This window comes from Rhodococcoides corynebacterioides, assembly GCF_019834675.1.
GTDB lineage: Bacteria > Actinomycetota > Actinomycetes > Mycobacteriales > Mycobacteriaceae > Rhodococcoides > Rhodococcoides corynebacterioides_A.
In genome coordinates this window covers 45244-67276 of sequence record NZ_JABUBU010000016.1, presented here as the reverse complement: position 1 = coordinate 67276, position 22033 = coordinate 45244, and the positions used below count along the sequence as shown (strand labels likewise).

Genomic DNA, 22033 nt, shown 5'->3' with positions numbered 1-22033 from the left:
GACGTCCGCTTTGGAGATGTGCTTTCCGCCCACGACGTCTCGGAGCCATGGGGGAACGACCTCCCCATCGCGCTCACGCATGGTGATCGAGGCGCGTGCAGCGGCAGCGGCAGCGGCGACGCGGCGACGTTTCTCGGGTGTCCAATCGCGTCGGTCTCCGGTCATCGTGCGCCCTCCTGACATCGTCGACAGTGTCCGCCTTGGACACTCAGAACATCAACCGCTGCGCCGAGTCGTGGAGGGTCGGCGCCCTGTCCTGCCACGACCGCACCAACCACAGCTCGACCAGCTCGGGCCGGACTCCCGCCTGTCGAGCCCAGCGCTCGAGCACGCTGCAGTATCGGTGGTAGCGCGTGAGGGTGAGTCCTTCGATGGACGGTTTCTCCGACCACCCGTGCCGCACCAGCGCGGACAGGCCGTCCTGCGCGACCACCTGCGGGCAGCCGGCGGTGTCGTCGTCACAGACCGCCCAGGCGTACAGCGACATCGGGACGCGCCCGACACCGGGCGTGTGCGGCCACCCCGACCAGGTGCGGTGCGGGCCGACGTCCACCAAGGCGGGCTCGCGTCGGAACATGGCAAGGCCGTCGAGGATCGGGGTGAGCGGCGACGGCACCCCACGCGCCCGGACGTCGGCGAACCGCCGGACACGGCGGACATCGCGGGTGCCCGACAGCCAGGCGAGGCAGAGGTAGAGGCGTACCAGTTCCGGATCGCCGTACAGGCGCAGTGTTCTCGACGACGCCCGCAGATCCCGCCGAGGGAGGTGGGCGTGACCCTCGTCCGTCCAGGCACCGTCCGCGGAGCGGCCGGGCAGGTGCACCGGAATGCGGTGCTCGCGTAGATGGCGGTTCCACCACTCGAGGTCGACGTGCGCCATGTCGTCCAGCACGTCGACCTCGTACGACCGCGACCCGCACCACCTGATGCATGCCTCCGGCAACGCCGGCTCCCCACCCCGAATGACCATGCGCGACAGGGAAGCAGACCCCACCGACAGAATCAGCCCCGCTTGCGCGCCCGGTACGCCGCGACGTTGGCGCGGTTGCCGCAATTTCCCGTGTCGCAGTAGCGCTTCGAGCGGTTGCGCGAGAGGTCGACGAACACCGCGTCGCAGTCCGGCGACTCGCAGAATCGCAGCCGACCGAGCTCGTCGGCACGGATCAGTTCGGCGAGCGCGACGGCCAGCTCGGCGTTCATGCGGTCGGCGAGCGGGGCGTCGTCGTCGCTGACGTGCAGGTGCCAGCCCCAGTCGCCGTGACGGGTGAGCCGGGGGCGCGCCCGCGAGCGCTCGAGCAGGTCGTTCACCTGCGGCGCGAGCAGGTCCGCATCGGCCACCGACCACAGCGCCCGCCACGCCGGCCGGACCGCGCGCACGGCGTCGAGTTCGGCCGCTGTGCCGTCGCGTCGGCCGGTCCACTCGTGCTCGTCGAGGACGGCGGTGAGGGCCGCGGTGTCCGGCAGCCTCTCCTCCCCGTTGGCGGCCGTGTTGACCAGCGCGGCGGCCCACACCAGCGCGACCCGGGTGTCATGGGCAAAATGCATTTGACTCCTGACTTCGTCCGGTCGTACTGTCACGACCAATCTACTCGTTCGGTCATGACATGCCCGGTGGGCTCGAAAGGTCGTCGCATGCTCTCCTCACGCTCGGGTCTCGCGTTCGCGTTGATCTCCGCGGTCTCCTTCGGCATGTCCGGGCCGATCGCGAAGGGTCTGACCGACGCCGGGTGGTCGCCCGAGTCCGCGGTCCTCGCCCGCATCGTCGGCGGCGCGATCCTGCTGGTCCCGATCGTGCTGCTGGTGCGACGCCGCGCGCTCGCCGCGATCCGACGTGCCCCGGCCGTCGTCGTCACGTACGGCGTGATCGCCGTCGCCGGCGCCCAGGTCTGCTACTTCAACGCGATCCAACACCTCTCCGTCGGCGTCGCGCTCATGCTGGAGTACCTGGGGCCGGTGCTGGTGATCGGTTGGCTGTGGGCCACCACGCGCCGCCGCCCGCACCCGACGACGCTGATCGGGGTCGCGCTGGCGTTCGGCGGCGCCCTGGTGGTTCTCGACGTGGTCGAGGGCGCCGTGCTCGACCCGATCGGCGTGGCGTGGGGCCTCGGCGCCGCGGTCTGCCTCGCCTTCTACTTCGTCATCTCCGCCCGGCAGGACGACGCCGTCGACCCGTTGGTGCTGTCGGCCGGCGGACTGGTGGTCGGGTCCGTCGTGGTGGCTGCCGCGGGTCTCACCGGACTGGTGCCGCTCCGCGCGTCGACGACGGACGTCGTCCTCGGCGGTCAGGTGGCGCCCTGGTGGGTGGCGGCCGCGATCCTCGCGGCGGTGAGCGGTGTGCTCGCCTACGTCTTCGGCATCGCGGGCACCCGGCGCCTGGGCGCGTCGACGGCCTCGGTGGTGGCGCTGCTCGAGGTGGTGTGCGCCGTCCTGTCGGCGTGGTGGCTGCTCGGTGAGACCGTCACGCTCACCCAGATCGCGGGCGGCGCAGCCATTCTGGCGGGCGCGGCGGTGGTGCAGTCGCGCCGTTCGGTGCCGCCCGCCCCCGAGTTGGTTCCGGTGGCGTCCAGAATGGCGTGATCCGTAACAGGCGGTCCCTTCTGGTGGGCGACTGCACGGTATGGTGTGGGCTCGTCGTGATTCCACGGCTTCGGTTGGTCCCGTCGCGCGGGGTCGAGAGACGAACCGAACCGCCGACACCGTCGTCACGTCGAGCGCGTTGCCACCTCGTCCCCGGGAGTACGTCATGTCAGTCGAGTTCGTCGATCTGGAGGAGACGTGGGTCGCGGGCTTGCCCGTTCGCAGTCCGAAACGGGCCCTGGGGTCGCTCTACGACACGAATCTCGAACGCGCCTGGTCCGGAATCCTCAACCAGGACATCGGTGAACCGCTCGGGTCGATCTACACCGACTACGTTCCGGCGATCGGGTCCTACAGCACGCAGATCGTCGGCTACCGCACCGCGGCGGGGGACGTCCGCGACGGACACGTGGTGGCGCGCATTCCCGCCGGGACCTATGCGAAATTCTCGGCGGTCGGCAATTTTCCGCGGGTGTTGACCACCATTTGGAACGACATTTCCCACGCCGAGGAATCCCATTCCTTCCGGCGCGCCTTCACGGGCGAATTCGAGGTCTATCCACACGCGTACAAAATCGAGATGTTCGTCCCCGTCGACACCTCCGGTGGCCGCTGATGTCCTTCCGTCTGGTGGCCCGACCGACCACGATCGTCGCGGGACTGGTCGCACCGGGCGTGGAGCCGGGCCCGGAGAGCAGCGCGAGCGATCTGGTGACGTTCCTGCGCGAGCGCATCCGTGAGCGGGAGCCTGACGGCACGGAAGTCTGGACGGTGTACCTGCCCGATCAGCGTGGCGTCAGCAACGTCGTGGTGGGCGTCCCCCGAGCGACGGTCGAGGAGGTGCCGGTGGGGGACGTGTTCGTGACCGTTCCCGCCGGCGCGTTCGCCGTCTTCGAGGCGTCGATGACGCTGCCCGACCGCACCGAGGACGCGTGGTCGCAGGTGGAGGAGGCCGTCGCGGCCGGTGGGGTGACACGCGCGGGCGGGCCCGAGTTCGAGTGTCTGGCCGCCGACGGCAACGTCGAAATCTTCGTGTCCGTTCTGTTACGTTGATCGCCCGCGCGGGCGTCGAAACCTCCGCGCATTCGACGGACCGCGTGCATTCCCGACGCCGCGACGGATTCCCCCCGTGAAATCGGTACGTTCGATTGTTTTCACCGCCGCACCGTTTGTGATGCGGTCCAGTCTTCCATTCCCGTTCCGTGATTCTCGGACTGTTGTGCCTAAACTGTCCGAACGCGGCGACGGGCCGCGAGCAGGTCGTTCGGACGCGGCACACGACGCGACACTCGACGCAACGCACGTGGGGAGACGGAAGATGGTCAGGCAACTTCGGGCCGAAGCGACACGGTCGGCGGCACTGCGCGCCGCGGCCGATCTGTTCCTCCGCGTCGGTCACGCCACGGCGACCCTCAGCCAGGTGTCCGCCGAGTCGGGCGTGACCAAGGGCGCGCTGTACTTCCACTTCGCCTCCAAGGAGGAGCTGGCCCGCGCGCTGGTCGACGAGGGCCGCGAGCGGGTCACCGCCGCGTGCTCCGGCATGGTCGACAGCCGCTCGCCCGCGCTCGAATCCGTCATCGGCATCACCTACTCGGTGCTGGACCTCGCCAACACGGACAACCTGGTCCGCATCATGTACCGCCTGCAGCTCGAGGTCGACGCGCCGGATCCCAGCCGCGGCAGCGTGTTCGGGACGTGGCAGAACATCTTCTCGCACCTTTTCGAGCGCGCGATCGAGCACGGCGACGTGATCGACTCGCTCGACGCCGAGACCGCGTCGTGCCTGGTGTCCGAGATGCTCAGCGGCGTGCTCATGGTTGCCGAGGGCACCGCGCGCCTCGACGGCGCCGCCGTGCGCATGGAGCAGGTGTGGCACACCATCCTGCCGTCACTGGTGCCGCCGGCGAAGCTGCCGTACTTCCGCGAGTTCGCCTCGCGCAGCCTCTCCAGCTTCGTCCGGCGTACCGAGGACGCCCGCGCCGAGGCCGACGCCCACAGCTGACGCGGTCCCGGCCTCCGGGCTCTGGCGCCCGGGGGGGTGACGGAGGACACTGGGCGGTGCGGACAACTCGTCCGGCAGAACCGCCGAGGAGGTCGACGTGAACACCACCACCGCCACCGCGACCGGCACGCATCGGATGTCGGATGCGGAGCTGCGCAAGGCCATCGCCGTCATGCAGTCCCGCGCCGACGACGCCCGACGACGCGGCGAGACCGAGGACGCCGACCGCATCGATCGCACCGTGCAGGAGTTCCGCGAGGAGATGGCCACCCGGCTCTGAGCGGTCGGCTCCGAGCGGTCAGCTCGGGCCGAATCGTTCCGTCCGGATGCGGCTCGGATCGTGCCCGCGGGCGACCAGCATGTCCGCGACCGCGTCGACGAAGCTCGTCGGCCCGCACACGTAGCAGTCCGGCTCGAACTCCGCGGGCCATCCGTGCGCGTCCAGGTCGGCCGGGTGGATGCGTCCCACCGGCCGACGCGAGCCCACCGGCGCACGGCGGGTGTGGATCAGGGTGACGTCGACGCCCGGCCGCGGGTGCGCCCACTCGTCGGCGTAGTAGACCTCGGCCGGTTCGCGGACCGAGTACACCACCCGGAAGGGCACCGCTGCCGTGCGCGCCTGCACCATCGCGCGCAGCGGGACGATGCCCGACCCGCCCCCCACCAGCAGCACGGGCGGGGAGGGCGGCCCGGTGGGCGCCGCGGGTCGCCACACGAACCAGCGTCCGATGGGCCCCCGCAGTTCGAATCGATCGCCCGGTTCGAGCGCGGCCGTGAGGTAGGGCGAGACCTCGCCGTCGCCCACGGTCTGGACCGTCAGCTCGATCCGCGACGTCCCGTCGGGCGCCGAGGCGATCGAGTAGCTGCGCTGCGCGCTGTACCCGTCCTCGGCGGTGAGCTTGACGTCCACGTGCTGACCGGCGTGGTGGCCGGTCCACCCCTCGACGTCGAGAACCAGGGTGGCGGCGGTGGGCGTCTCCGGGCGTCGTTCGACGACGGTGGCGACCAGCCAGGGCTTGGCGCCGGGAACGGGGTCCGTCATCGACGGATCAGTCGCCCTGGTAACGCTGCTCGCGCCACGGGTCGCCGTAGTCGTGGTAGCCGCCCCGCTCCCAGAACCCCTGCTCGTTCTGCTCGGTCAGTTCGATGCGCGAGACCCATTTGGCCGACTTCCAGAAGTAGAGGTGCGGAACCAGCAGCCGCGCGGGGCCGCCGTGCTCCCGCGTGAGCGGCGCACCGTCGAATTCGGTGACCAGCCACGCCTTTCCGCCGAGCAGGTCCTCGAACGGGAGGTTGGTGGTGTAGCCGTCGAACCCGTGGACGACGACGTACTGCGCGTCGGTCTCGAGCCCCTCGACCAGCACGTCGAGGGAGACGCCGGTCCAGGTGGTGTCCAGCTTGGACCACTTGGTGACGCAGTGGATGTCGACGGTGGGTTGTTCCTGCGGCAGGGCCGCCATCTCGTCCCACGTCCAGGTGCGGCTCTCGCCGCGCTCGGTGGTGATCTGGAACGTCCACGTGTCGGTCGCGACGGACGGGGACGGACCAATGGCGAGCACGGGGAAATCCTTGGTCAGGTACTGACCCGGCGGAGTGCGGCCGTCGTCGTCGCGTCGACGCCCGACGAAGCCCTTCGAAACGAGTGCCATGATGCCCACGATCTTCGCCCCCGGTCGGGACGAATGACAAGTCGCCCCGCCGCGCGCGACCCGCTCGGTAGGGTCGACGGCACTGATGGTCGACGGGTTGGGGGATCGTGGTGGTGGTCGCGGGCAGGCTGCGTGGTCGCGGAGCGAAGGCGGACCGCCGGACGGTCCGGGGACGGTCGGTGCTCGTGACCGGTGCCGCGAGCGGCATCGGGCGGGCGACGGCGCAGGCCGTCGCCCGGCGCGGCGGTCGGCTGGTGCTCACCGACGTGAACGACGTCGGCCTGGCGGCGACGGTGCGCGACATCGAGGCCGCCGGCGGGACCGTGGAACTCTCCCGCGCACTGGACGTCTCGCAGTACGACGACGTCGCCGCGTTCGCCGCCGACGTGCATGCGCAGCTCGGCTCGGTCGACGTGGTGATGAACGTCGCCGGCATCTCCGCCTGGGGCACCGTCGAGACCATGCCGCACGAGCAGTGGCGGCAGCTGGTCGAGGTCAACCTCATGGGGCCGATCCACGTGATCCAGCATTTCGTTCCCGCGATGATCGCCGCCGGACGCGGCGGGTACCTGGTCAACGTGTCCTCGTCGGCGGGGCTGCTCGCGTTCCCGTGGCACGCGGCGTACAGCGCCAGCAAGTTCGGTCTGCGCGGGGTGTCCGAGGTGCTGCGGTTCGACCTCGCGCGGCACGGTATCGGGGTGTCCCTGGTGGTACCGGGGGCCGTGCGCACCCCGCTGGTCGAGTCCGTCCGCATCGCGGGGGTCGACCGCGACGATCCCGACGTGCGGAAGCTCGAGGACCGCTTCCACAAGCGGGCCGCGGAACCGGCGGACGTCGCCGAGTCGATCCTGCGCGGGATGGAGCGCGGGCACTTCCTGGTCTACTCCAGCAACGACATTCGCGTCGGCTACTGGATGCAGCGCAAGTTCGCCCTGCCCTACGAGGTGACGATGCAGGCGGCCAACGACTGGTTCACGCGCCTGCTGAAGTGAGTTCCGTCGTGTGCCGGCGGGGTCGACGGACTACCGTCGTTCCATGACCGCTCCCGACACGCCGGCCGCCCCGCTGGGGGCGGACTCCGAGGTGGGCACGCTGCGAACGGTGTTGCTGCACCGGCCCGGTGACGAGCTGCGGCGGCTCACCCCGCGCAACAACGATCAGCTGCTCTTCGACGGTCTGCCGTGGGTCGACCGCGCCCGCGACGAGCACGACGCGTTCGCCGACCTGCTGACCTCCCGCGGCGTGGAGGTGCTGCTGCTCGGCGATCTGCTCACCGAAACGCTGGATCACAGTGGGGCCGCGCGGGTGCAGGGGGTGGCGGCCGCGGTGGACCCGCGGCGGCTGGGGCACGTGCTCGCGCGCGACCTCACCTCGTACCTGCGGGCGCTGCCGGCCGCGGAGCTCGCGACCGTGCTCATGGCGGGCATGACCTTCGACGAACTGCCCGTGGCCGACAGCGCCGGGGTGTCCCTGGTGCGACGGATGCACCACGGGGCCGACTTCGTCATCGAACCGCTGCCGAATCTGCTGTTCACCCGCGACTCGTCGTTCTGGATCGGCTCGCGGGTGGCCATCACGTCGCTGGCGCTGCGCGCCCGCGCGCGGGAGACCTCCCTGACCGACATCGTGTACGCGTTCCACCCCCGGTTCCTCGGCGTCCGGCGGGCCTACGAGTCGCACACCGCGCCCGTCGAGGGCGGCGACATCCTGCTGCTCGCGCCGGGCGTCGTGGCCGTCGGGGTGGGGGAGCGGACCACCCCGGCGGGGGCGGAGGCGTTGGCGCGCAGTCTGTTCGACGACGAACTGGCGCACACCGTGCTGGTGGTGCCCATCGCGCAGGAGCGCGCGTCGATGCATCTGGACACCGTGTGCACCATGGTGGACACCGACGCGGTGGTGATGTACCCGGCCATCCAGGATTCGTTGTCCGCGTTCACGATCAGCCGGGTGGACGGCGACGTGCGCATCACCGGTGCCGATCCGTTCCTCGGGGCGGCGGCCGAGGCGATGGGCATCGAGAAGCTGCGCGTCATCGACACCGGGCTCGACAGCGTCACCGCCGAACGCGAGCAATGGGACGACGGCAACAACACCCTCGCCTTGGCTCCCGGCGTGGTGGTCGCGTACGAGCGCAACGTCGAGACCAACGCCCGCCTCGAGGCGTCGGGCATCGAGGTGCTGCGCATCGCGGGATCCGAGCTCGCCCCCGGTCGCGGCGGACCGCGCTGCATGTCCTGTCCGGTGGCGCGCGACAGCCTGCGCGCCTGACCCGCACCCGACGGCGCCGACCCGGGACCGGCTCAGAGCACGCGGGACACCGTGGACGCCGGCCGCGCCAGGACGGTCCCGGAGTCCGAGACCACGAAGGGCCGCTCGATCAGGATCGGATGCTCGAGCATCGCCCGCAGCACGGTCTCGTCGTCCGCGTCGGCCAGGCCGAGCTCGGCGAAGAGCTTCTCGCGCCGCCGGACGGCGGTACGCGGCGTGAGACCGGCGTCGTCGATGAGGCGCCGGAGGGTGGCCTCGTCCGGCGGGGTCTCGAGATACTTCACGACGGTGGGCTCGACACCCGCCTCACGCACCGTCGCCAGCACCGTGCGCGAGGTGGAGCACCGGGGATTGTGATAAACGGTGACGGTCACCGGATCAGTATGACGCCGGGCGAACGCAGGATCACGACGACGCAGGAGGACGGGCTGTGACCGAGCGCGGGGCGACCCTGCCGATCGACCTGACGACGGACAAGCCTCCCTTCGAGCAGGTGCGCTCCGGCATCGTCGCGGGTGTGCGGACCGGCGAGCTCATCGCGGGGACGCGGCTGCCGACGGTCCGCGCCCTCGCGGCCGAGCTGGGCCTCGCCCCCAACACCGTCGCCAAGGCGTACCGCGAACTCGAGCAGGACGGCGTCGTCGTCACGCGGGGTCGGTCCGGCACCTTCGTCGCCGAGGCCGGCGACTCGGCCGTCGCCGCGGTGCAGTCCGCCGCGACCGCGTACGCACGCGCCGCGCGTCGGGCCGGGGTGGACGCGGACGAGGCGGTGCGCTGGGTGCGCGCCGCGTTCGACGCCGACCACTGAGCGGATCGGCCGACCGAGTCGCGCACGACTGAGTTGACGCTTCAACCGAACTGTGTCACGGTGGTCCCGCCCGACCCCGCCCATCGTGAAGGAACCGCCGTGAACACACCCGTCGTCCGAGACCTCGCCACCCTCGTCGCCCGCGTCGCGCTGGGCGTGATCTTCGTGGCCCACGGCTGGCAGAAGCTGAACACCAACGGACTCGACGCGACCAAGGCCGGATTCGAGAGCATGGCCATCCCGTTCCCGACGTTCTCCGCGTACTTCGCGACGTTCGTCGAGCTCGTCGGTGGCGGCTTGCTGATCGTCGGACTCCTCACACCGGTGGTCGGACTGCTCCTGCTGATCGACATGATCGGCGCGCTGGTGTTCGTGCATCTCGACAAGGGCGTCTTCGTCACCGACGGCGGCTGGGAACTCGTGGTCGGACTGGGCGCCGCCGCGCTGCTGCTGGCCGTTGTCGGCGCCGGTTCCTACAGCCTCGACGGGGCGTTCGGACGCGGTCGTTCCCGGTCACGTACCGCGCGGTGATTTGATTACCGCCGCCGGAGCGAGCACCGTGACATGTCATGACCATGTCCAAGGAGACCGATTCGCCCGGTAACGCATCCCCGACGTCGGCGTCGACTGCGCCGCCCGTGCCGCCGGCGTCGTCTGGGCCCACCGACTCACCACCGGTCGACCCACCCGCGGCCACCGCGCCGCGCCTGGACCGGGTGGTGTTCGGTGTGACGGCCGCCGTCGTCGCCGCGATCATCGTCTGGGGCCTCGCCGGGCCCGCGAACCTCGAGAGCGTCACCGGATCCGTCCTCGACTGGCTGGTGACCAACCTCGGCTGGCTGTTCATCATCGCCGCCACCGGGTTCGTCCTCTTCTGCCTCTACCTGGCGGTGTCCAGGTACGGCCGGATCCCGCTGGGCAAGGACGGGGAGAAGCCCGAGTTCCGCACCGTCAGCTGGATCGCGATGATGTTCAGCGCCGGCATGGGCATCGGCCTGATGTTCTACGGCGTCGCCGAACCGCTCGAGCACTTCGTCACCCCGCCGCCGGGAACCGACGGCGGCGTCGGAAACGCCATGGCTACCACCATGTTCCACTGGAGCCTGCACCCGTGGTCCATCTACGCGGTGATGGGCCTCGCCGTCGCCTACAGCACGTACCGCCGCGGCCGTCGGCAGCTGATCTCGTCGGCGTTCTTCCCGCTGCTCGGCCGCCGCTCCGAAGGCCCCATCGGCAAGGTCATCGACATCCTCGCCATCTTCGCCACCCTCTTCGGCACCGCCGCGTCGCTGGGCCTCGGCGCCCTGCAGATCGGGTCGGGCGTCGAGGTGCTCGGCTGGCTCGGTGAGCCCGGCACCCTGCTGCTGGTCGCCGTCATCGCCCTGCTCACGCTGGCCTTCATCGCCTCCGCGGTGTCGGGCGTCGCCAAGGGCATCCAGTGGCTCTCCAACATCAACATGGTGCTCGCCCTGGTGCTGGCGACCTTCGTGTTCGTCCTCGGGCCCACCGTGCTGATCCTCAACCTGATCCCGACGACGATCGGCGACTACGTCAGCCAGCTGTTCCACATGTCGGCGCGCACCGCGGCGTCGAGCGATCCCGAGACCGCGTCGTGGCTGTCGTCGTGGACGATCTTCTACTGGGCGTGGTGGGTGTCCTGGACCCCCTTCGTCGGCATGTTCCTCGCCCGCATCAGCCGCGGACGCACCGTGCGGCAGTTCATCGTCGGCGTGATCCTGGTGCCCAGCGTCGTCAGCCTGCTGTGGTTCTCGGTGTTCGGCGGCGCCGGCATCTCCGAACAACGCGACGGCATCGACCTCGCCGCCCGCGGATCGAGCGAGTCGCAGCTGTTCGGCATGCTCGAGAACCTGCCCCTCTTCGGTCTGTCCGCCGTGGTCGTCATGGTGCTGGTCGCCATCTTCTTCGTCTCCGGCGCCGACGCCGCGTCGATGGTGATGGGCACTCTGAGCCAGCGCGGCACCCTCGAACCCAGCCGCTGGGTGGTCGTCTTCTGGGGCGCCATCACCGGAGCCACCGCCGCGATCATCCTGTGGACGGGTGGTTCGGACGCGCTGAACGGCCTGCAGACCATGACGATCATCGCGGCAGCGCCGTTCGTGGTGGTCATGATCGGCCTGTCGGTCTCGCTCTACCGCGACCTCTCGCACGACCCCGCCGTGCTCACCCACGTGCGCCGTCGACGGCGCAAGGAGAAGAACGGCGTGCTCGAGCTCTGACGGGCGGGTCTCACCGCCAGCTGGGCAGCCACAACTGCTGCTGCCACAGCGTCTCGGTGATCGGCAGGCCGGTGAGAATCGGCCACAGCCACACGAAGTTCGCGATCGCGACGGCGACGTACCCGGCGGCCAGAGCCAGGCCGAGGGTGCGTCGCCGTCCCGTTCGGGCACGACCGATCACGTCGCCGACGACCAGCGTCAGTCCCATGACGAGGAACGGCGAGAGCGCGGTCGCGTAGAAGAAGTACATCTGCCGGTCCAGCGACAGGAACCAGGGCAGGATGCCGGCGCCGTAGCCGACCAGCACGGCCGCGTACCGCCAGTCGCGCCGGGCGACGGTGCTCCACGCCGCCCACGCCAGCATGGGCAACGCGAGCCACCACAGAGCCGGTGTGCCGATGAGCATCACGGCCTTCACACAGCCACCCGCCTCGGCGCAGCCGGTGACGGACTCGCCGTCGGCGTAGTAGTAGAGCATGGGCCGCAGGCCCATCGGCCACGTCCACGGCTTGGATTCCCACGGGTGGCGATTGCCGGCCGAATTGGTCAGCCCCGCATGGAAGTCCAGGACGTTGCCGCTGTAGTACCAGAGCGAGCGCAGCGCGTCGGGAACGAAGGAGAACGTCCCGCCCGAGCCGACGTCCGTCCCGACGGCGTGGCGGTCCACTCCGGTCTCGCTGGCGAACCACCCGGCGTACGTGGCCAGGTAGACCACGACGGGGACGGCCACGAGGGCGTACAGCGCCGGGCCGACGTCGCGCGCCGCCGTGCCCACCCACGGTCGCCGGACGCCGTAGCGTCGCCGCGCAGCCACGTCGAACGCGACGCTCAGCAGACCGAAGAAGGCGACGAAGTACAGACCGGACCACTTGGTGCCGCACGCGAGGCCGAGAAGGACCCCGGCCCCGAAACGCCACCACCGCACGCCGAGTCGCGGCCCGAGTGCGGTGACCTCGATGCGGCCCTGCGCGGCGACGCGCGCCAACCGCTCGCGCACGTCGTCGCGGTCGCGGACGAGCGCGCCGAACGCCGCGACGACGAACAGCGTCATGAAGATGTCGAGCATCCCCACGCGCGAGGAGACGAACGCGACGCCGTCGACGATCAGCAGCAGCCCCGCGATCGCGCCGAGCAGCGTCGAGCGGGTCAGCCGACGGACGATGCGGACCACCAGCAGGACGAGCAGGACCCCGAACACGGCGGACGACAGACGCCAGCCCCACCCCGTGTAGCCGAACACCGCCTCGCCGACGGCGATCAGCTGCTTGCCGACGGGTGGATGCACCACCAGGCCGTAGGCAGGGTTGTCCTCGATGCCGTTCCCGGTGAGGACCTGGTACCCCTGGGGCGCGTAGTGCTTCTCGTCGAAGACGGGCGTGCCGGCGTCGGTGGGGTAGCCCAGCATGACGAAGCGCGTCACCGCGGCGATGGCCGTGACCACGGCGGTGACCACCCATCCGCGCATCCGGTCGGTGGGGCCGAACGTCTCCGTCGGGATCAGGGGGCCGGGCGCGACCGTCTCCGGTGCCGACGGGCGCGGCAGGTCGGTGCGCGCGGTCAGCAGAGTCACCGTTCGATCGTAGGCTAGGGGGATCGAGCGTCGCCGGGTCCGACCGGTCGACCCGGGACGTGAGGAAGGGCGGCCGTGCTGATTCTCGGTGCCACCCCGATGGGCGACCCCGGCGACGCGTCGCCGCGGCTGCGCGACGCACTCGCCACCGCGGACGTCGTCGCCGCCGAGGACACCCGACGGACCAAGGCGCTGGCGTCGGCGTTGGACGTGCAGATCACCGGACGGGTGATCAGCTTCTACGACCAGGTCGAGACCGATCGCATTCCGGGTCTGCTCGACGAGATCCGCGCCGGGCAGCGGGTGCTGCTGGTGACGGACGCCGGGATGCCGTCCGTCAGCGATCCCGGGTACCGCCTGGTGGCGGCCTGCGCGCAGGCCGACCTCCCGGTGACGTGCCTGCCCGGGCCGTCGGCGGTCACCACCGCACTGGCACTGTCCGGTCTGCCCGTCGAGCGGTTCTGCTTCGACGGGTTCCCGCCCCGCAAACGCGGACCGCGCCGGGCGTGGCTGCAGACCCTGGTGCGGGAGTCGCGGGCGATCGCGTTCTTCGAAGCGCCCCACCGGCTGGCCGACACGCTGGCCGACGCCGTGGAGGTGCTCGGTCCGGAGCGCCCCGCCGCCGTCTGCCGCGAACTGACCAAGACGTACGAGGAAGTCCGACGCGGCCCTCTCGGCGACCTGGCCGAGTGGGCCGCGGACGGGGTGCGCGGCGAGATCACCGTGGTGATCGCCGGCGCGGCCCCGGCCGCCGCCGATCCCGAGGACCTCGTCACCGCGGTGGAGGAGTGGGTCCAGGGCGGTCTGGGCCTGAAGGACGCATGTGCGCGCGTGGCCGCCGACTCGGATGCGTCGGTGTCGAAACGCGCTCTCTACGAAGCGGTTCTGACCGCCCGGTCGCAGTAGCCGGCGCGGCCCGGGTTGCGCGTCGGCTCAGCCGACGACCTGCTGGCGCAGTCCGTCCGTCGCGGTCTCGAGCACCGTCTTGGTGCCGCGCTTGACGATGAAGCCGGGCACCGGAATCTTCGGGTCGAGGGTGATCTCGAAGGTGAGGTGGGTGCCGCGGTCGGTCTCGGTGAGGTCGTAGCGCGCGGACTGGGACTTCTGCTGGGTCGACTCGACGACCTCCCACGCCACGGAGGTGTCGGTCCAGGTGAACTCCAGCACCTGCTCGTCCGTGATGCCCATGACGGCCACCGTCATCTCCGCGACGAGGGGACGACCGGCGTCGTCACGCTCACGGACGGAGACCTTCTTGTGGATGGACGACCACGCGGGCAGCCCCTCCAGATCGGCGATCACGGCGAGAACGTCCGCCGGGGGTGCCTCGATGTCGACTTCTCTGCTGCCACTGACTGCCATGGACGTGAATGTTACCGGCGGTGACCGATACCGGGGTGCTTACGCGCCCGGCCGGACGGCGGACACCGGTCGCCGAGACGCGACGTGCTCGTCGACGAAGGCGGCGATCTCCCGGATGGCGCGGCCGCTCTCGGGAACGAAGTCGGCGGCCTGGAACACGTGAACCTGGTTCTCCCACACCTGCAGTCGGCACTCGACGCCGGCTTCGGAGAGGCGCTCGGCCATGAGTTCGGAGTCGGCGTAGACCATCTCGTTGGAGCCGACCTGCAGCAGGACCGGGGGCATGTCGCTCAGGTCCGCGTCCACCGGGCACACGCGCGGTCCGCGTTGTCCCTCGACGACGATGCGGGCCTCGACGCTGTCCGCCAGCGCGGTCAGCGCGGGCACGGCGCCGGCCGGGAACACCGGACACCGGGAGGCGTTGGGGTGCGCCATCTTCCGGCTCGGGTCCAGATCGGTGAGGGGGGAGAGGGCCATGATGCCGGCGGCCTGCGGGAGACCCAGCGAGGTGATCGCCAGCGCGACCATGAAGGACAGGTACCCGCCGGCGGAGTCGCCGGCGATGAAGATCTGCTCGGGCCGATATCCCGCGTCGAGCAGGTAGCGGTACCCGTCGACCCCGTCCTCGACGGCGTGCGAGATGGGGTTGCGCGGCATCATGCGGTAGTCGATCGCGAGGACGTCGGCGCCGGTGGTGTGCGCGATCCGCGAGGTGAGGCGTCGGTGGCTGTTCAGCCCGCAGACGACGAACGCGCCGCCGTGGAGATAGAGCACGACGCGGTCACGGTCCGCGCGCCGACGGGGCGTCTCCGACCGGCCGGACGCGTCGAGGCGCCGGGGCCGATCGCTGTGGATCCACTCGGCACGGCAGTTGTCCAGCCGTACGGGCGTGCACCGCGTGGTGCCGACCGGGGGGAGCAGGCGACCGGCCGCGTCGACCAGGCCGGTGGGCCACGGAAGCGAGTGCGTCCGGGCCCAGACGCCGAGGAACGGGCGGACGGTGGTGCGGAGGTAGGCCGCGAGAGCCTTGCCCTGGACGCTGGTTCCCGCGAAGTCCTGGCGATCGACGGGGGTGGTCCCGTAGCGATGCGACGGCGTCGGCGCACGCAGCGCGCCGCCCCGTCGCATGGACGACGTGGTCATCTCGGCCGAGGCGATGCTCATCTAGCGGCCCTCCGTCTCTCTCTCACCCGGATTCTTCCGACCCGAATCTCTTCACAGTGGGGATCGCACCGGGACGTTGACATGAAACACGGTTCGAGACATCCGTTGTAATCGGGGTCACACCGTGACCGGGCAGTGCCTGATCCGATGCGCGTTCGTTACCTGTGGGTAGCATGGTGAAGAGTGCGGTGAGCCGGGCGAACACGCCCGGCTGCCGGGTGAGAGAGGGTGCGTCGATGCCGTTCATGCCGGTCACCGAATCCATGTTCCTGGTGGCGGAGACGCGCGAGCACCCCATGCACGTGGGTGGTCTGCAACTGTTCGTGCCGCCGGAGGGCGAGGAGGACACCTTCGGTCAGAAGGTCTACGAGACCTTCGAGGCGGCGACGGACGTCTACAAGCTGTTCCGCAAGCGGCCCGCTCCGCCCGTCAACGTCATGGGCACCGTGCGGTGGGTGTACGACGACGATCTCGATTTCGAACACCACGTGCGCCGCATCATGCTGCCACGCCCGGGGCGCGTGCGTGAGCTGCTGCGCTACGTCTCCGCCGAGCACGGCGCACCGCTCGACCGGCACCGCCCCATGTGGGAGCTGCACATCATCGAGGGGCTGGCCGACGGCCGCCTGGCGCTCTACAGCAAGATCCACCACTCGCTGGTCGACGGTGTCTCCGCGCTCAAGCTGTTCGAGAAGACGTTGACCCCGGATCCCGACCGTCGGGACTGCGGGCCCATCTGGGACCCGGCGCTCTTCCGGCGCAGGAAGAGCGCCGAGGTCGCCACCACCGGCAGCGGTGCCCTCTCCCTGCTGTCGACCGGCGTCAAGGCCGCCGGCGAGTTCGCCGGCATGGGTCCCGCCGCGGCGCGGATCGGCTGGAACAAGGTGCGGGGCAACGACATGGTGCTGCCGCTGACCGCGCCGCACACCATGCTCAACGTGCCCATCGGCGGTGCCCGGCGCTTCGCCTCGCAGCAGTGGTCGAAGTCGCGGATGACGGACGTCGCCTCCGGGCTCGGAGTGACCCTGAACGACGTCGTTCTCACCATGTGCGCGGGCGCCCTGCGGTCCTACCTCGTCGACCGCAACGCGCTGCCCGATCAGCCGCTCGTCGCGATGGTCCCCGTGTCCATGCGGGAGGCCGGCGCGGACGCCGACGGCGGCAACGCCGTCACCACCGTGTTGTGCAATCTGGGCACCGACCAGCCGGACCCGGAACGTCGCCTCGCCGCCGTCGTGCGGTCGATGAACGACTCGAAGGCCATGATGCGGGGGCTCTCACCCCTGCAGGCGCTGGGTTACGGAGCGGCGGTCATGGCGCCGCTGCTGCTGACCCCGGTGCCGGGTTTCGTGCGCAACACCCCGCCGCCGTTCAACGTGATCATCTCCAACGTGCCCGGTCCGAAGACCGAGATGTACTGGAACGGAGCACGTCTCGACGGCGTCTACCCGGCCTCGATCGTGCTCGACGGTCAGGCGCTCAACATCACGCTCGCCACCAACGCCGACAACGTGAACTTCGGGCTGGTCGGCGACCGTCGCAGCGTTCCGTCGTTGCAGCGCATGCTCACTCACCTCGACACCGCCCTCGAGGAACTCGAGAAGCTGGTGTGACCGACGGCCCCGGACCGGCTCGCGGAGCTCAGTCGGTCTCGGGCTCGACGTAGCGCGGGAAGACGCCCGTCGGCTTCGGGAGTTCGACGCCCGGCGTGAGACGGGTGGGGAGAGAAGCGAACTCGCGCTCGTCGACACCCAGCAGATCGAGCAGCCGCGCGCACGAGTCGGGCATGAACGGCTGGGTGAGGATCACCGCGACCCGCAGCACCTCGAGCGTCACGTACAGGACGGTGGCCATGCGCTCGGGATCGGTCTTGCGCAGCACCCACGGCTCCTGCGCCGAGAAGTAGCGGTTGGTCTCGCCCAGGACGGACCAGATGGCCTCCAGCGCGAGGTGCAGTTCCTGCCGATCGATGTGCGCCCGAACGGAATCGGCGAGACCGTCGACGTGCCCCAGCATGGCCCGGTCCGCGTCGGTGAACTCGCCCGGCGTCGGGACGCGGGCGTCGCAGTTCTTCGCGACCATCGACAGCGACCGCTGCGCGAGATTGCCCAGCTCGTTGGCCAGGTCGGCGTTGATGCGCGTGACGATGGCCTCGTGGCTGTAACTGCCGTCCTGCCCGAAGGAGACCTCGCGCAGCAGGAAGAAGCGCACCGCGTCCAACCCGTACTCGCCGATCAGGGCGGCGGGATCGACCACGTTGCCCACCGACTTGGACATCTTCTCGCCCTTGTTGGTCAGAAAGCCGTGCACGAACACGCGTTTCGGCAGTTCCACACCGGCGGACATGAGGAACGCGGGCCAGAACACCGCGTGGAATCGCACGATGTCCTTGCCGATCATGTGCACGTCGGCCGGCCAGAACTTCTCGAACGCCTCCCCGTCGACGTCCGGATACCCCACGCCCGTCAGGTAATTGGTGAGCGCGTCGACCCACACGTACATCACGTGGGTCTCGTCGCCGGGCACCGGCACACCCCAGTCGAACGTCGACCGCGAGATGGACAGGTCCTTCAGCCCGCTCGCGACGAAACTCGCCACCTCGTTGCGCCGGGTGGCGGGGAGCACGAAGTCGGGACGCTCTTCGTAGAGGGCGAGCAACTTGTCCTGGTACGCCGAGAGGCGGAAGAAGTACGTCGACTCCTCCGTCCACTCCACCGGTGTGCCGGTCTCGGTCGCGACGCGCGATCCGTCGTCCCGCACCGTGGTCTCGCCCTCGGCGTAGTAGGCCTCGTCGCGTACCGAGTACCAGCCGCTGTAGGTGTCGAGGTAGATGTCCCCGCGGTCGGCCATCCGTTGCCACAGAGCGCGGCTGGCCTCGAGGTGATCGGCGTCGGTGGTGCGGATGAAGCGATCGAAGGTGATCCCCAGCGACTCCTGCATCGCCTGGAAGGCGTCGGAGTTGCGGCGCGCGAGATCGGCGGTGCTCAGGCCCTCCTTCGCGGCGGTCTGGGCCATCTTCAGACCGTGCTCGTCGGTGCCGGTGAGGAAGCGGACGTCGAAGCCGTCGAGCCGCTTGAAGCGCGCCAACACGTCCGTCGCGATGTACTCGTAGGCGTGCCCGATGTGCGGGGTGCCGTTGGGGTACGCGATCGCGGTGGTGACGTAGAACGGCGGGCGGCCGGCGGCGTCCACCGGAGCATCGGGAGTAGCAGTCATGGTGCGCTTACTCTATCTTTCGTGCCGAGAGACCGTCCCGCCCCGGATGCCCCCGCCCCGCTGATCCCCCTCGTCGACGCGCACACCCATCTCGACGCGTGCGGAGCGACCGACGCCGCGGGCGTGGCCGCGGTCCTCGACCGCGCCGAGGCGGTCGGCGTCGCCCGGGTGGTCACGGTGGCCGACGACCTCGCCGCCGCACGCTTCGCCGTCGACGCCGCGCACTGGGACGCGCGGGTGTGGGCCGCCGTCGCCATCCATCCCACGCGCGCGAACGTCCTCACCGACGAGGTGAAGGCGGAGATCGAGGCGCTCGCCCGTGATCGTCGCGTCGTCGCTGTGGGGGAGACGGGACTGGACTACTACTGGCCCGGCAAGCTCGACGGCTGCGCGACCGTGGAGGAGCAGATCGAGGGCTTCCGCTGGCACATCGATCTGGCGAAGCGGCTGAACAAGCCGTTGATGATCCACAACCGCGAGGCCGATCACGACCTGCTGGCGGTCCTGCTCGACGAGGGTGCGCCGGAGACGGTGATCTTCCACTGCTTCAGCTCCGGCCCGGCGATGGCCGAGGCCTGTGTCGAGGCCGGGTACGTGCTGAGCTTCTCCGGCACCGTCAGCTTCCGGAACGCCCGCGAGCTCCGGGAGGCGGCGCAGCTGGTCCCCGATGGGCAGTTCCTCTTCGAGACCGATGCGCCGTTCCTCACCCCGCATCCGTTCCGCGGTGCCCCCAACGAGCCGTACTGCCTGCCGTACACGGCGCGGGCGTTCGCGGCATTCACCGGCCGCGACCCGGAGGCCGCGGCGGCGTCGGCCACGGCGACCGCGGAGCGGGTATACCGACTGTCCTGACGGTCGGAGCGGACGATGACGATCCCGCGCGGTCCGTCGTGACAGAACACCGCGCGGTCTCTAGTAATAGAACACCGCACGGTCTGTCGTGATAGAACACAGCGCGTGATCCCCCTACGACGGCCTCGCCGACCGATGACCGCCACCGTCCTGACGCGCGACGCCCACACCACCGCGGTGCGTCTGGACACCGGGCGCGGGCAGTTCACCGCCGAGACCTCGGCGTCGGTCCCGATCGACACCGGCGCCGCACCGTGGGTCCCCGCCACCTACGCGCTGGCGATGCGCATCGCGTCGTCCCTCGAGATCCGCACGGAGGACGGCGTGCCCGCGAACGTCGACCGCGAGCAGCGGGCCGGCGCGGCGGCCGCGGGCGCGATCTTCGCGTCCTGGTTTCCCGAGGTGGACGCGGTGTCGATGGATGCGGGACTCGCCGGCAACGACGTCGTCCGCGTGCCCGGCGAGGGTCGCGGAGTGGGGTGCTTCTTCAGCCTCGGCGTCGACTCCTTCCACGCGGTGCGCAAGCACCTCGACGAGATCACGCACCTGATCTTCGTGCTGGGCATGGACATCGACGATCACGACGGATCGGCGGCGGACCTGGCGGTGGAGCGGGCGCAGGCCGCCGCGACGGACCTCGGCAAGGAGTTGATCGTCGTGCGCACCACCGTGCGCCGGGTCAGCGATCCGTTGCGCGTGCCGTGGCCGCGGCTGTACTTCGGCCCGGCGTTGGCCCATGTCGCGCTGTGCCTCGCGCCCACGCTGTCCGCGGTGATCGTGCCCAGCAGCCCGCCCGTCACCACGCGCCACGGATCGCACCCCTACGTCGATCCCCACTGGTCGTCGTCGCGGGTGCGCCTGGTGCACGACGACGACGACGCCTGGCGGCCCACCAAGATCGCCGAGATCTCGGACTGGGCTCCCGCGATGCGCTACGTCCGGGTCTGCTTCCAGCAGCACGCGGAGACCTACAACTGCGAGCGATGCTTCAAGTGCGTGAGCACGGCCCTGTGCATCCGCGTCGCGGGCGGGTCCAGCGAGGCCCTCTCGCCCGACGTGGACCCCGACACCATCCGCGCCATGCCGCTCGCTCCGCAGCACCTGCACCGCATGGAGTGGATTCGGGATCGCCTGCGGGAGCAGGACGACGATCCGTCCGTGCTCGCCGCCCTCGACGACGCGATCGCCGGCGCCCACCGGCGCAGCCGATTGCAGGGCATTGCCGACCGGGTCAACGAGGAAATCTACCTGCGGCTCTGACGGGCTACGCAGGCTCGGGCCCACCGGCCCGTCACGGCCTCGGCGGGAACTGCCCGTCGGGCACGATGGTGTTTCCGCCGACCAGGGTGAACGTCACGTACGACTCGTTGGACGGGCAGCAGTTGGCGTCGTCGGGGGAGAGCCACCGGTATCGCACGGTGACCGAGTCGTCGGAGGCCCCGACCACCGAGGTGTAGCTGTACGCATCCGACGTCGCCGTGCCCAGGTAGGACCCGGTGTTCGTGAAGAACAGGACGTGGGACTGCACGGTGCCGTTCTGGATGCCGGTGCCCGTGGCGTGCGCCCATTCCAGTGACGGGCACCCGTCGGAACTGATGCCCATCGTGTGATCGTCGATCACGAAACGCCCGCCCTGCGAATCGGTTCCGAGGTTGGCCACTGCGGCCCGGACGTTCGACGACGACGGGTCCACGCACGGCACCGGACCGGCGGGAGCCGGGGCCGGAACGGTGACCGTCTCGGTGAACGTGGGCCCCGGCGAAGGGACGTCCGACGCCGACGGCGCGGCGGCGGGGGTCGACGAGGGGGCCGGTGCGACGACGGACGTCGTCGAATCGGCCGGGGCCGGTAGGGCGGTTCCGCCCGTCTGGCCGCCGCAGGCCGCGGCGACGGCCGCGCAGGCCGCGAGCACGACGACTCGAACGGCACCGGTGGTGAGAGTCATGACCGATGTGTCGTCGGTCACGGCCCGATCGTTAGCAGTCCGAAGGTCACGATCGGGCCACGAGCGGGCTACTTCGCGTCGTCGCCGTACGTCTCGACGAGCCGGTCGAATTCCGCCCGGTCGATCACCTGTGGTTCGCCGATCGCGAGGGCCTGGGCGTACTTGCCCGCGAGGTGGTAGTCCCGGCCGAGCGGCCCACGCTCGCCGTCCTCGTCGTCCGACTGCGCGCTGGCGCCGGGCGGAACCTCGTTCTGCAGGCCCGACGTCTCCTGTCCGAGACGGGCGTCGATCGTCGCGACGATCTTCTGCATGAGTTCCTGCTCGTCGGTCATGGCGCGCCTTTCGTGGTGGCCGCCGGACGCGGATCGGGTCCGGCGGCACCG

Annotated in this window: 25 protein-coding genes; 14 read left to right on the top strand and 11 right to left on the bottom strand. The window is 70.3% G+C overall.

Translation table 11 applies throughout. The annotated features are described in order from the left end of the window. Positions 1-208: 208 nt before the first annotated feature. Together HQ603_RS14655 and HQ603_RS14650 are read right to left on the bottom strand one after the other, a co-directional pair. Positions 209-970 (bottom strand): 8-oxoguanine DNA glycosylase OGG fold protein, encoded by a 762-nt coding sequence (locus tag HQ603_RS14655; RefSeq protein ID WP_222685321.1) that lies wholly within the window; start codon positions 968-970, stop codon positions 209-211. Between the two features lie 32 nt (positions 971-1002). Continuing rightward, positions 1003-1545, bottom strand: coding sequence for a CGNR zinc finger domain-containing protein (locus tag HQ603_RS14650; protein ID WP_222685320.1), 543 nt, complete (start codon positions 1543-1545; stop codon positions 1003-1005). 87 nt (positions 1546-1632) lie between these two features. Here HQ603_RS14650 and HQ603_RS14645 point away from each other — a divergent pair, with 87 nt between their 5' ends. The 5 genes from HQ603_RS14645 (at position 1633) to HQ603_RS14625 (ending at position 4859) form a co-directional block, all read left to right on the top strand. Then, positions 1633-2577, top strand: coding sequence for an EamA family transporter (locus tag HQ603_RS14645; protein ID WP_222685319.1), 945 nt, complete (start codon positions 1633-1635; stop codon positions 2575-2577). A gap of 166 nt (positions 2578-2743) precedes the next feature. Continuing rightward, the gene (locus tag HQ603_RS14640; RefSeq protein WP_222685317.1) at positions 2744-3193 is read left to right on the top strand and encodes a GyrI-like domain-containing protein; all 450 of its coding nucleotides are present in this window, start codon (positions 2744-2746) and stop codon (positions 3191-3193) included. Continuing rightward, positions 3193-3630, top strand: a complete 438-nt coding sequence (locus HQ603_RS14635) for a GyrI-like domain-containing protein (protein ID WP_222685315.1) — start codon at positions 3193-3195, stop codon at positions 3628-3630. Before HQ603_RS14640 ends, HQ603_RS14635 begins: the two co-directional genes overlap by 1 nt. 265 nt (positions 3631-3895) lie before the next feature. Then, positions 3896-4579, top strand: coding sequence for a TetR/AcrR family transcriptional regulator (locus HQ603_RS14630; protein ID WP_222685313.1), 684 nt, complete (start codon positions 3896-3898; stop codon positions 4577-4579). A gap of 97 nt (positions 4580-4676) precedes the next feature. Next, entirely contained in the window at positions 4677-4859 is a 183-nt protein-coding gene (locus HQ603_RS14625) for a hypothetical protein (protein WP_222685350.1), read from the top strand. 18 nt (positions 4860-4877) lie between these two features. Here the strand turns inward: HQ603_RS14625 and HQ603_RS14620 are convergent, their stop codons facing one another. Together HQ603_RS14620 and HQ603_RS14615 are read right to left on the bottom strand one after the other, a co-directional pair. Continuing rightward, on the bottom strand, positions 4878-5621 hold the full coding sequence (locus HQ603_RS14620) for a ferredoxin reductase (RefSeq protein ID WP_222685311.1): 744 nt from the start codon (positions 5619-5621) through the stop codon (positions 4878-4880). 7 nt (positions 5622-5628) lie between these two features. Further along, complete coding sequence (locus HQ603_RS14615) at positions 5629-6228, bottom strand: sulfite oxidase-like oxidoreductase (RefSeq protein WP_222685310.1); 600 nt, start codon at positions 6226-6228, stop codon at positions 5629-5631. 128 nt (positions 6229-6356) lie between these two features. On the opposite strand from HQ603_RS14615, the gene HQ603_RS14610 reads away from it, so the two are divergent. Beyond that, positions 6357-7220, top strand: coding sequence for an SDR family oxidoreductase (locus tag HQ603_RS14610; protein WP_222685345.1), 864 nt, complete (start codon positions 6357-6359; stop codon positions 7218-7220). A gap of 43 nt (positions 7221-7263) precedes the next feature. Beyond that, entirely contained in the window at positions 7264-8496 is a 1233-nt protein-coding gene (gene arcA / locus HQ603_RS14605; protein ID WP_222685308.1) for an arginine deiminase, read from the top strand. Between the two features lie 32 nt (positions 8497-8528). Here arcA and arsC read toward each other — a convergent pair whose 3' ends face one another. Continuing rightward, positions 8529-8870 (bottom strand): arsenate reductase (glutaredoxin), encoded by a 342-nt coding sequence (gene arsC / locus HQ603_RS14600; RefSeq protein ID WP_222685307.1) that lies wholly within the window; start codon positions 8868-8870, stop codon positions 8529-8531. Between the two features lie 56 nt (positions 8871-8926). Here arsC and HQ603_RS14595 point away from each other — a divergent pair, with 56 nt between their 5' ends. From HQ603_RS14595 to HQ603_RS14585, 3 genes are all read left to right on the top strand, one after another. Then, positions 8927-9304: a GntR family transcriptional regulator gene (locus HQ603_RS14595; RefSeq protein WP_222685305.1), complete on the top strand. Its 378-nt coding sequence runs from the start codon at positions 8927-8929 to the stop codon at positions 9302-9304. 99 nt (positions 9305-9403) lie between these two features. Further along, positions 9404-9835: a DoxX family protein gene (locus tag HQ603_RS14590; protein WP_222685303.1), complete on the top strand. Its 432-nt coding sequence runs from the start codon at positions 9404-9406 to the stop codon at positions 9833-9835. 38 nt (positions 9836-9873) lie between these two features. Beyond that, complete coding sequence (locus tag HQ603_RS14585; protein WP_261773870.1) at positions 9874-11541, top strand: BCCT family transporter; 1668 nt, start codon at positions 9874-9876, stop codon at positions 11539-11541. 10 nt (positions 11542-11551) lie between these two features. On the opposite strand, the gene HQ603_RS14580 is transcribed toward HQ603_RS14585, so the two are convergent. Then, positions 11552-13006, bottom strand: coding sequence for a dolichyl-phosphate-mannose--protein mannosyltransferase (locus HQ603_RS14580; RefSeq protein ID WP_222685340.1), 1455 nt, complete (start codon positions 13004-13006; stop codon positions 11552-11554). A gap of 180 nt (positions 13007-13186) precedes the next feature. On the opposite strand from HQ603_RS14580, the gene rsmI reads away from it, so the two are divergent. After that, complete coding sequence (gene rsmI, locus HQ603_RS14575) at positions 13187-14017, top strand: 16S rRNA (cytidine(1402)-2'-O)-methyltransferase (RefSeq protein ID WP_308126545.1); 831 nt, start codon at positions 13187-13189, stop codon at positions 14015-14017. Between the two features lie 27 nt (positions 14018-14044). Here rsmI and HQ603_RS14570 read toward each other — a convergent pair whose 3' ends face one another. Further along, on the bottom strand, positions 14045-14473 hold the full coding sequence (locus tag HQ603_RS14570) for an SRPBCC family protein (protein ID WP_222685301.1): 429 nt from the start codon (positions 14471-14473) through the stop codon (positions 14045-14047). A 39-nt stretch (positions 14474-14512) separates the two neighbouring features. Continuing rightward, positions 14513-15601, bottom strand: coding sequence for an alpha/beta hydrolase (locus HQ603_RS14565; RefSeq protein WP_222685337.1), 1089 nt, complete (start codon positions 15599-15601; stop codon positions 14513-14515). Positions 15602-15873: 272 nt separating this feature from the next. On the opposite strand from HQ603_RS14565, the gene HQ603_RS14560 reads away from it, so the two are divergent. Further along, positions 15874-17250, top strand: a complete 1377-nt coding sequence (locus tag HQ603_RS14560) for a WS/DGAT/MGAT family O-acyltransferase (protein WP_222685299.1) — start codon at positions 15874-15876, stop codon at positions 17248-17250. A gap of 28 nt (positions 17251-17278) precedes the next feature. On the opposite strand, the gene metG is transcribed toward HQ603_RS14560, so the two are convergent. Further along, the gene (metG, locus tag HQ603_RS14555; RefSeq protein ID WP_222685297.1) at positions 17279-18853 is read right to left on the bottom strand and encodes a methionine--tRNA ligase; all 1575 of its coding nucleotides are present in this window, start codon (positions 18851-18853) and stop codon (positions 17279-17281) included. Positions 18854-18874: 21 nt separating this feature from the next. On the opposite strand from metG, the gene HQ603_RS14550 reads away from it, so the two are divergent. Both HQ603_RS14550 and HQ603_RS14545 read left to right on the top strand, forming a co-directional pair. Next, positions 18875-19705 (top strand): TatD family hydrolase, encoded by an 831-nt coding sequence (locus HQ603_RS14550; protein WP_222685295.1) that lies wholly within the window; start codon positions 18875-18877, stop codon positions 19703-19705. Positions 19706-19840: 135 nt separating this feature from the next. Further along, positions 19841-20965: a hypothetical protein gene (locus tag HQ603_RS14545; RefSeq protein WP_222685293.1), complete on the top strand. Its 1125-nt coding sequence runs from the start codon at positions 19841-19843 to the stop codon at positions 20963-20965. Positions 20966-20996: 31 nt separating this feature from the next. On the opposite strand, the gene HQ603_RS14540 is transcribed toward HQ603_RS14545, so the two are convergent. Both HQ603_RS14540 and HQ603_RS14535 read right to left on the bottom strand, forming a co-directional pair. Continuing rightward, positions 20997-21671 carry an LppP/LprE family lipoprotein gene (locus tag HQ603_RS14540; protein WP_308126544.1) on the bottom strand — a complete coding sequence of 225 codons (675 nt, stop codon included), beginning with the start codon at positions 21669-21671 and terminating at the stop codon, positions 20997-20999. A gap of 47 nt (positions 21672-21718) precedes the next feature. Continuing rightward, positions 21719-21982 carry a modification methylase HgiDII gene (locus HQ603_RS14535; protein ID WP_222685291.1) on the bottom strand — a complete coding sequence of 88 codons (264 nt, stop codon included), beginning with the start codon at positions 21980-21982 and terminating at the stop codon, positions 21719-21721. Positions 21983-22033 lie beyond the last annotated feature (51 nt).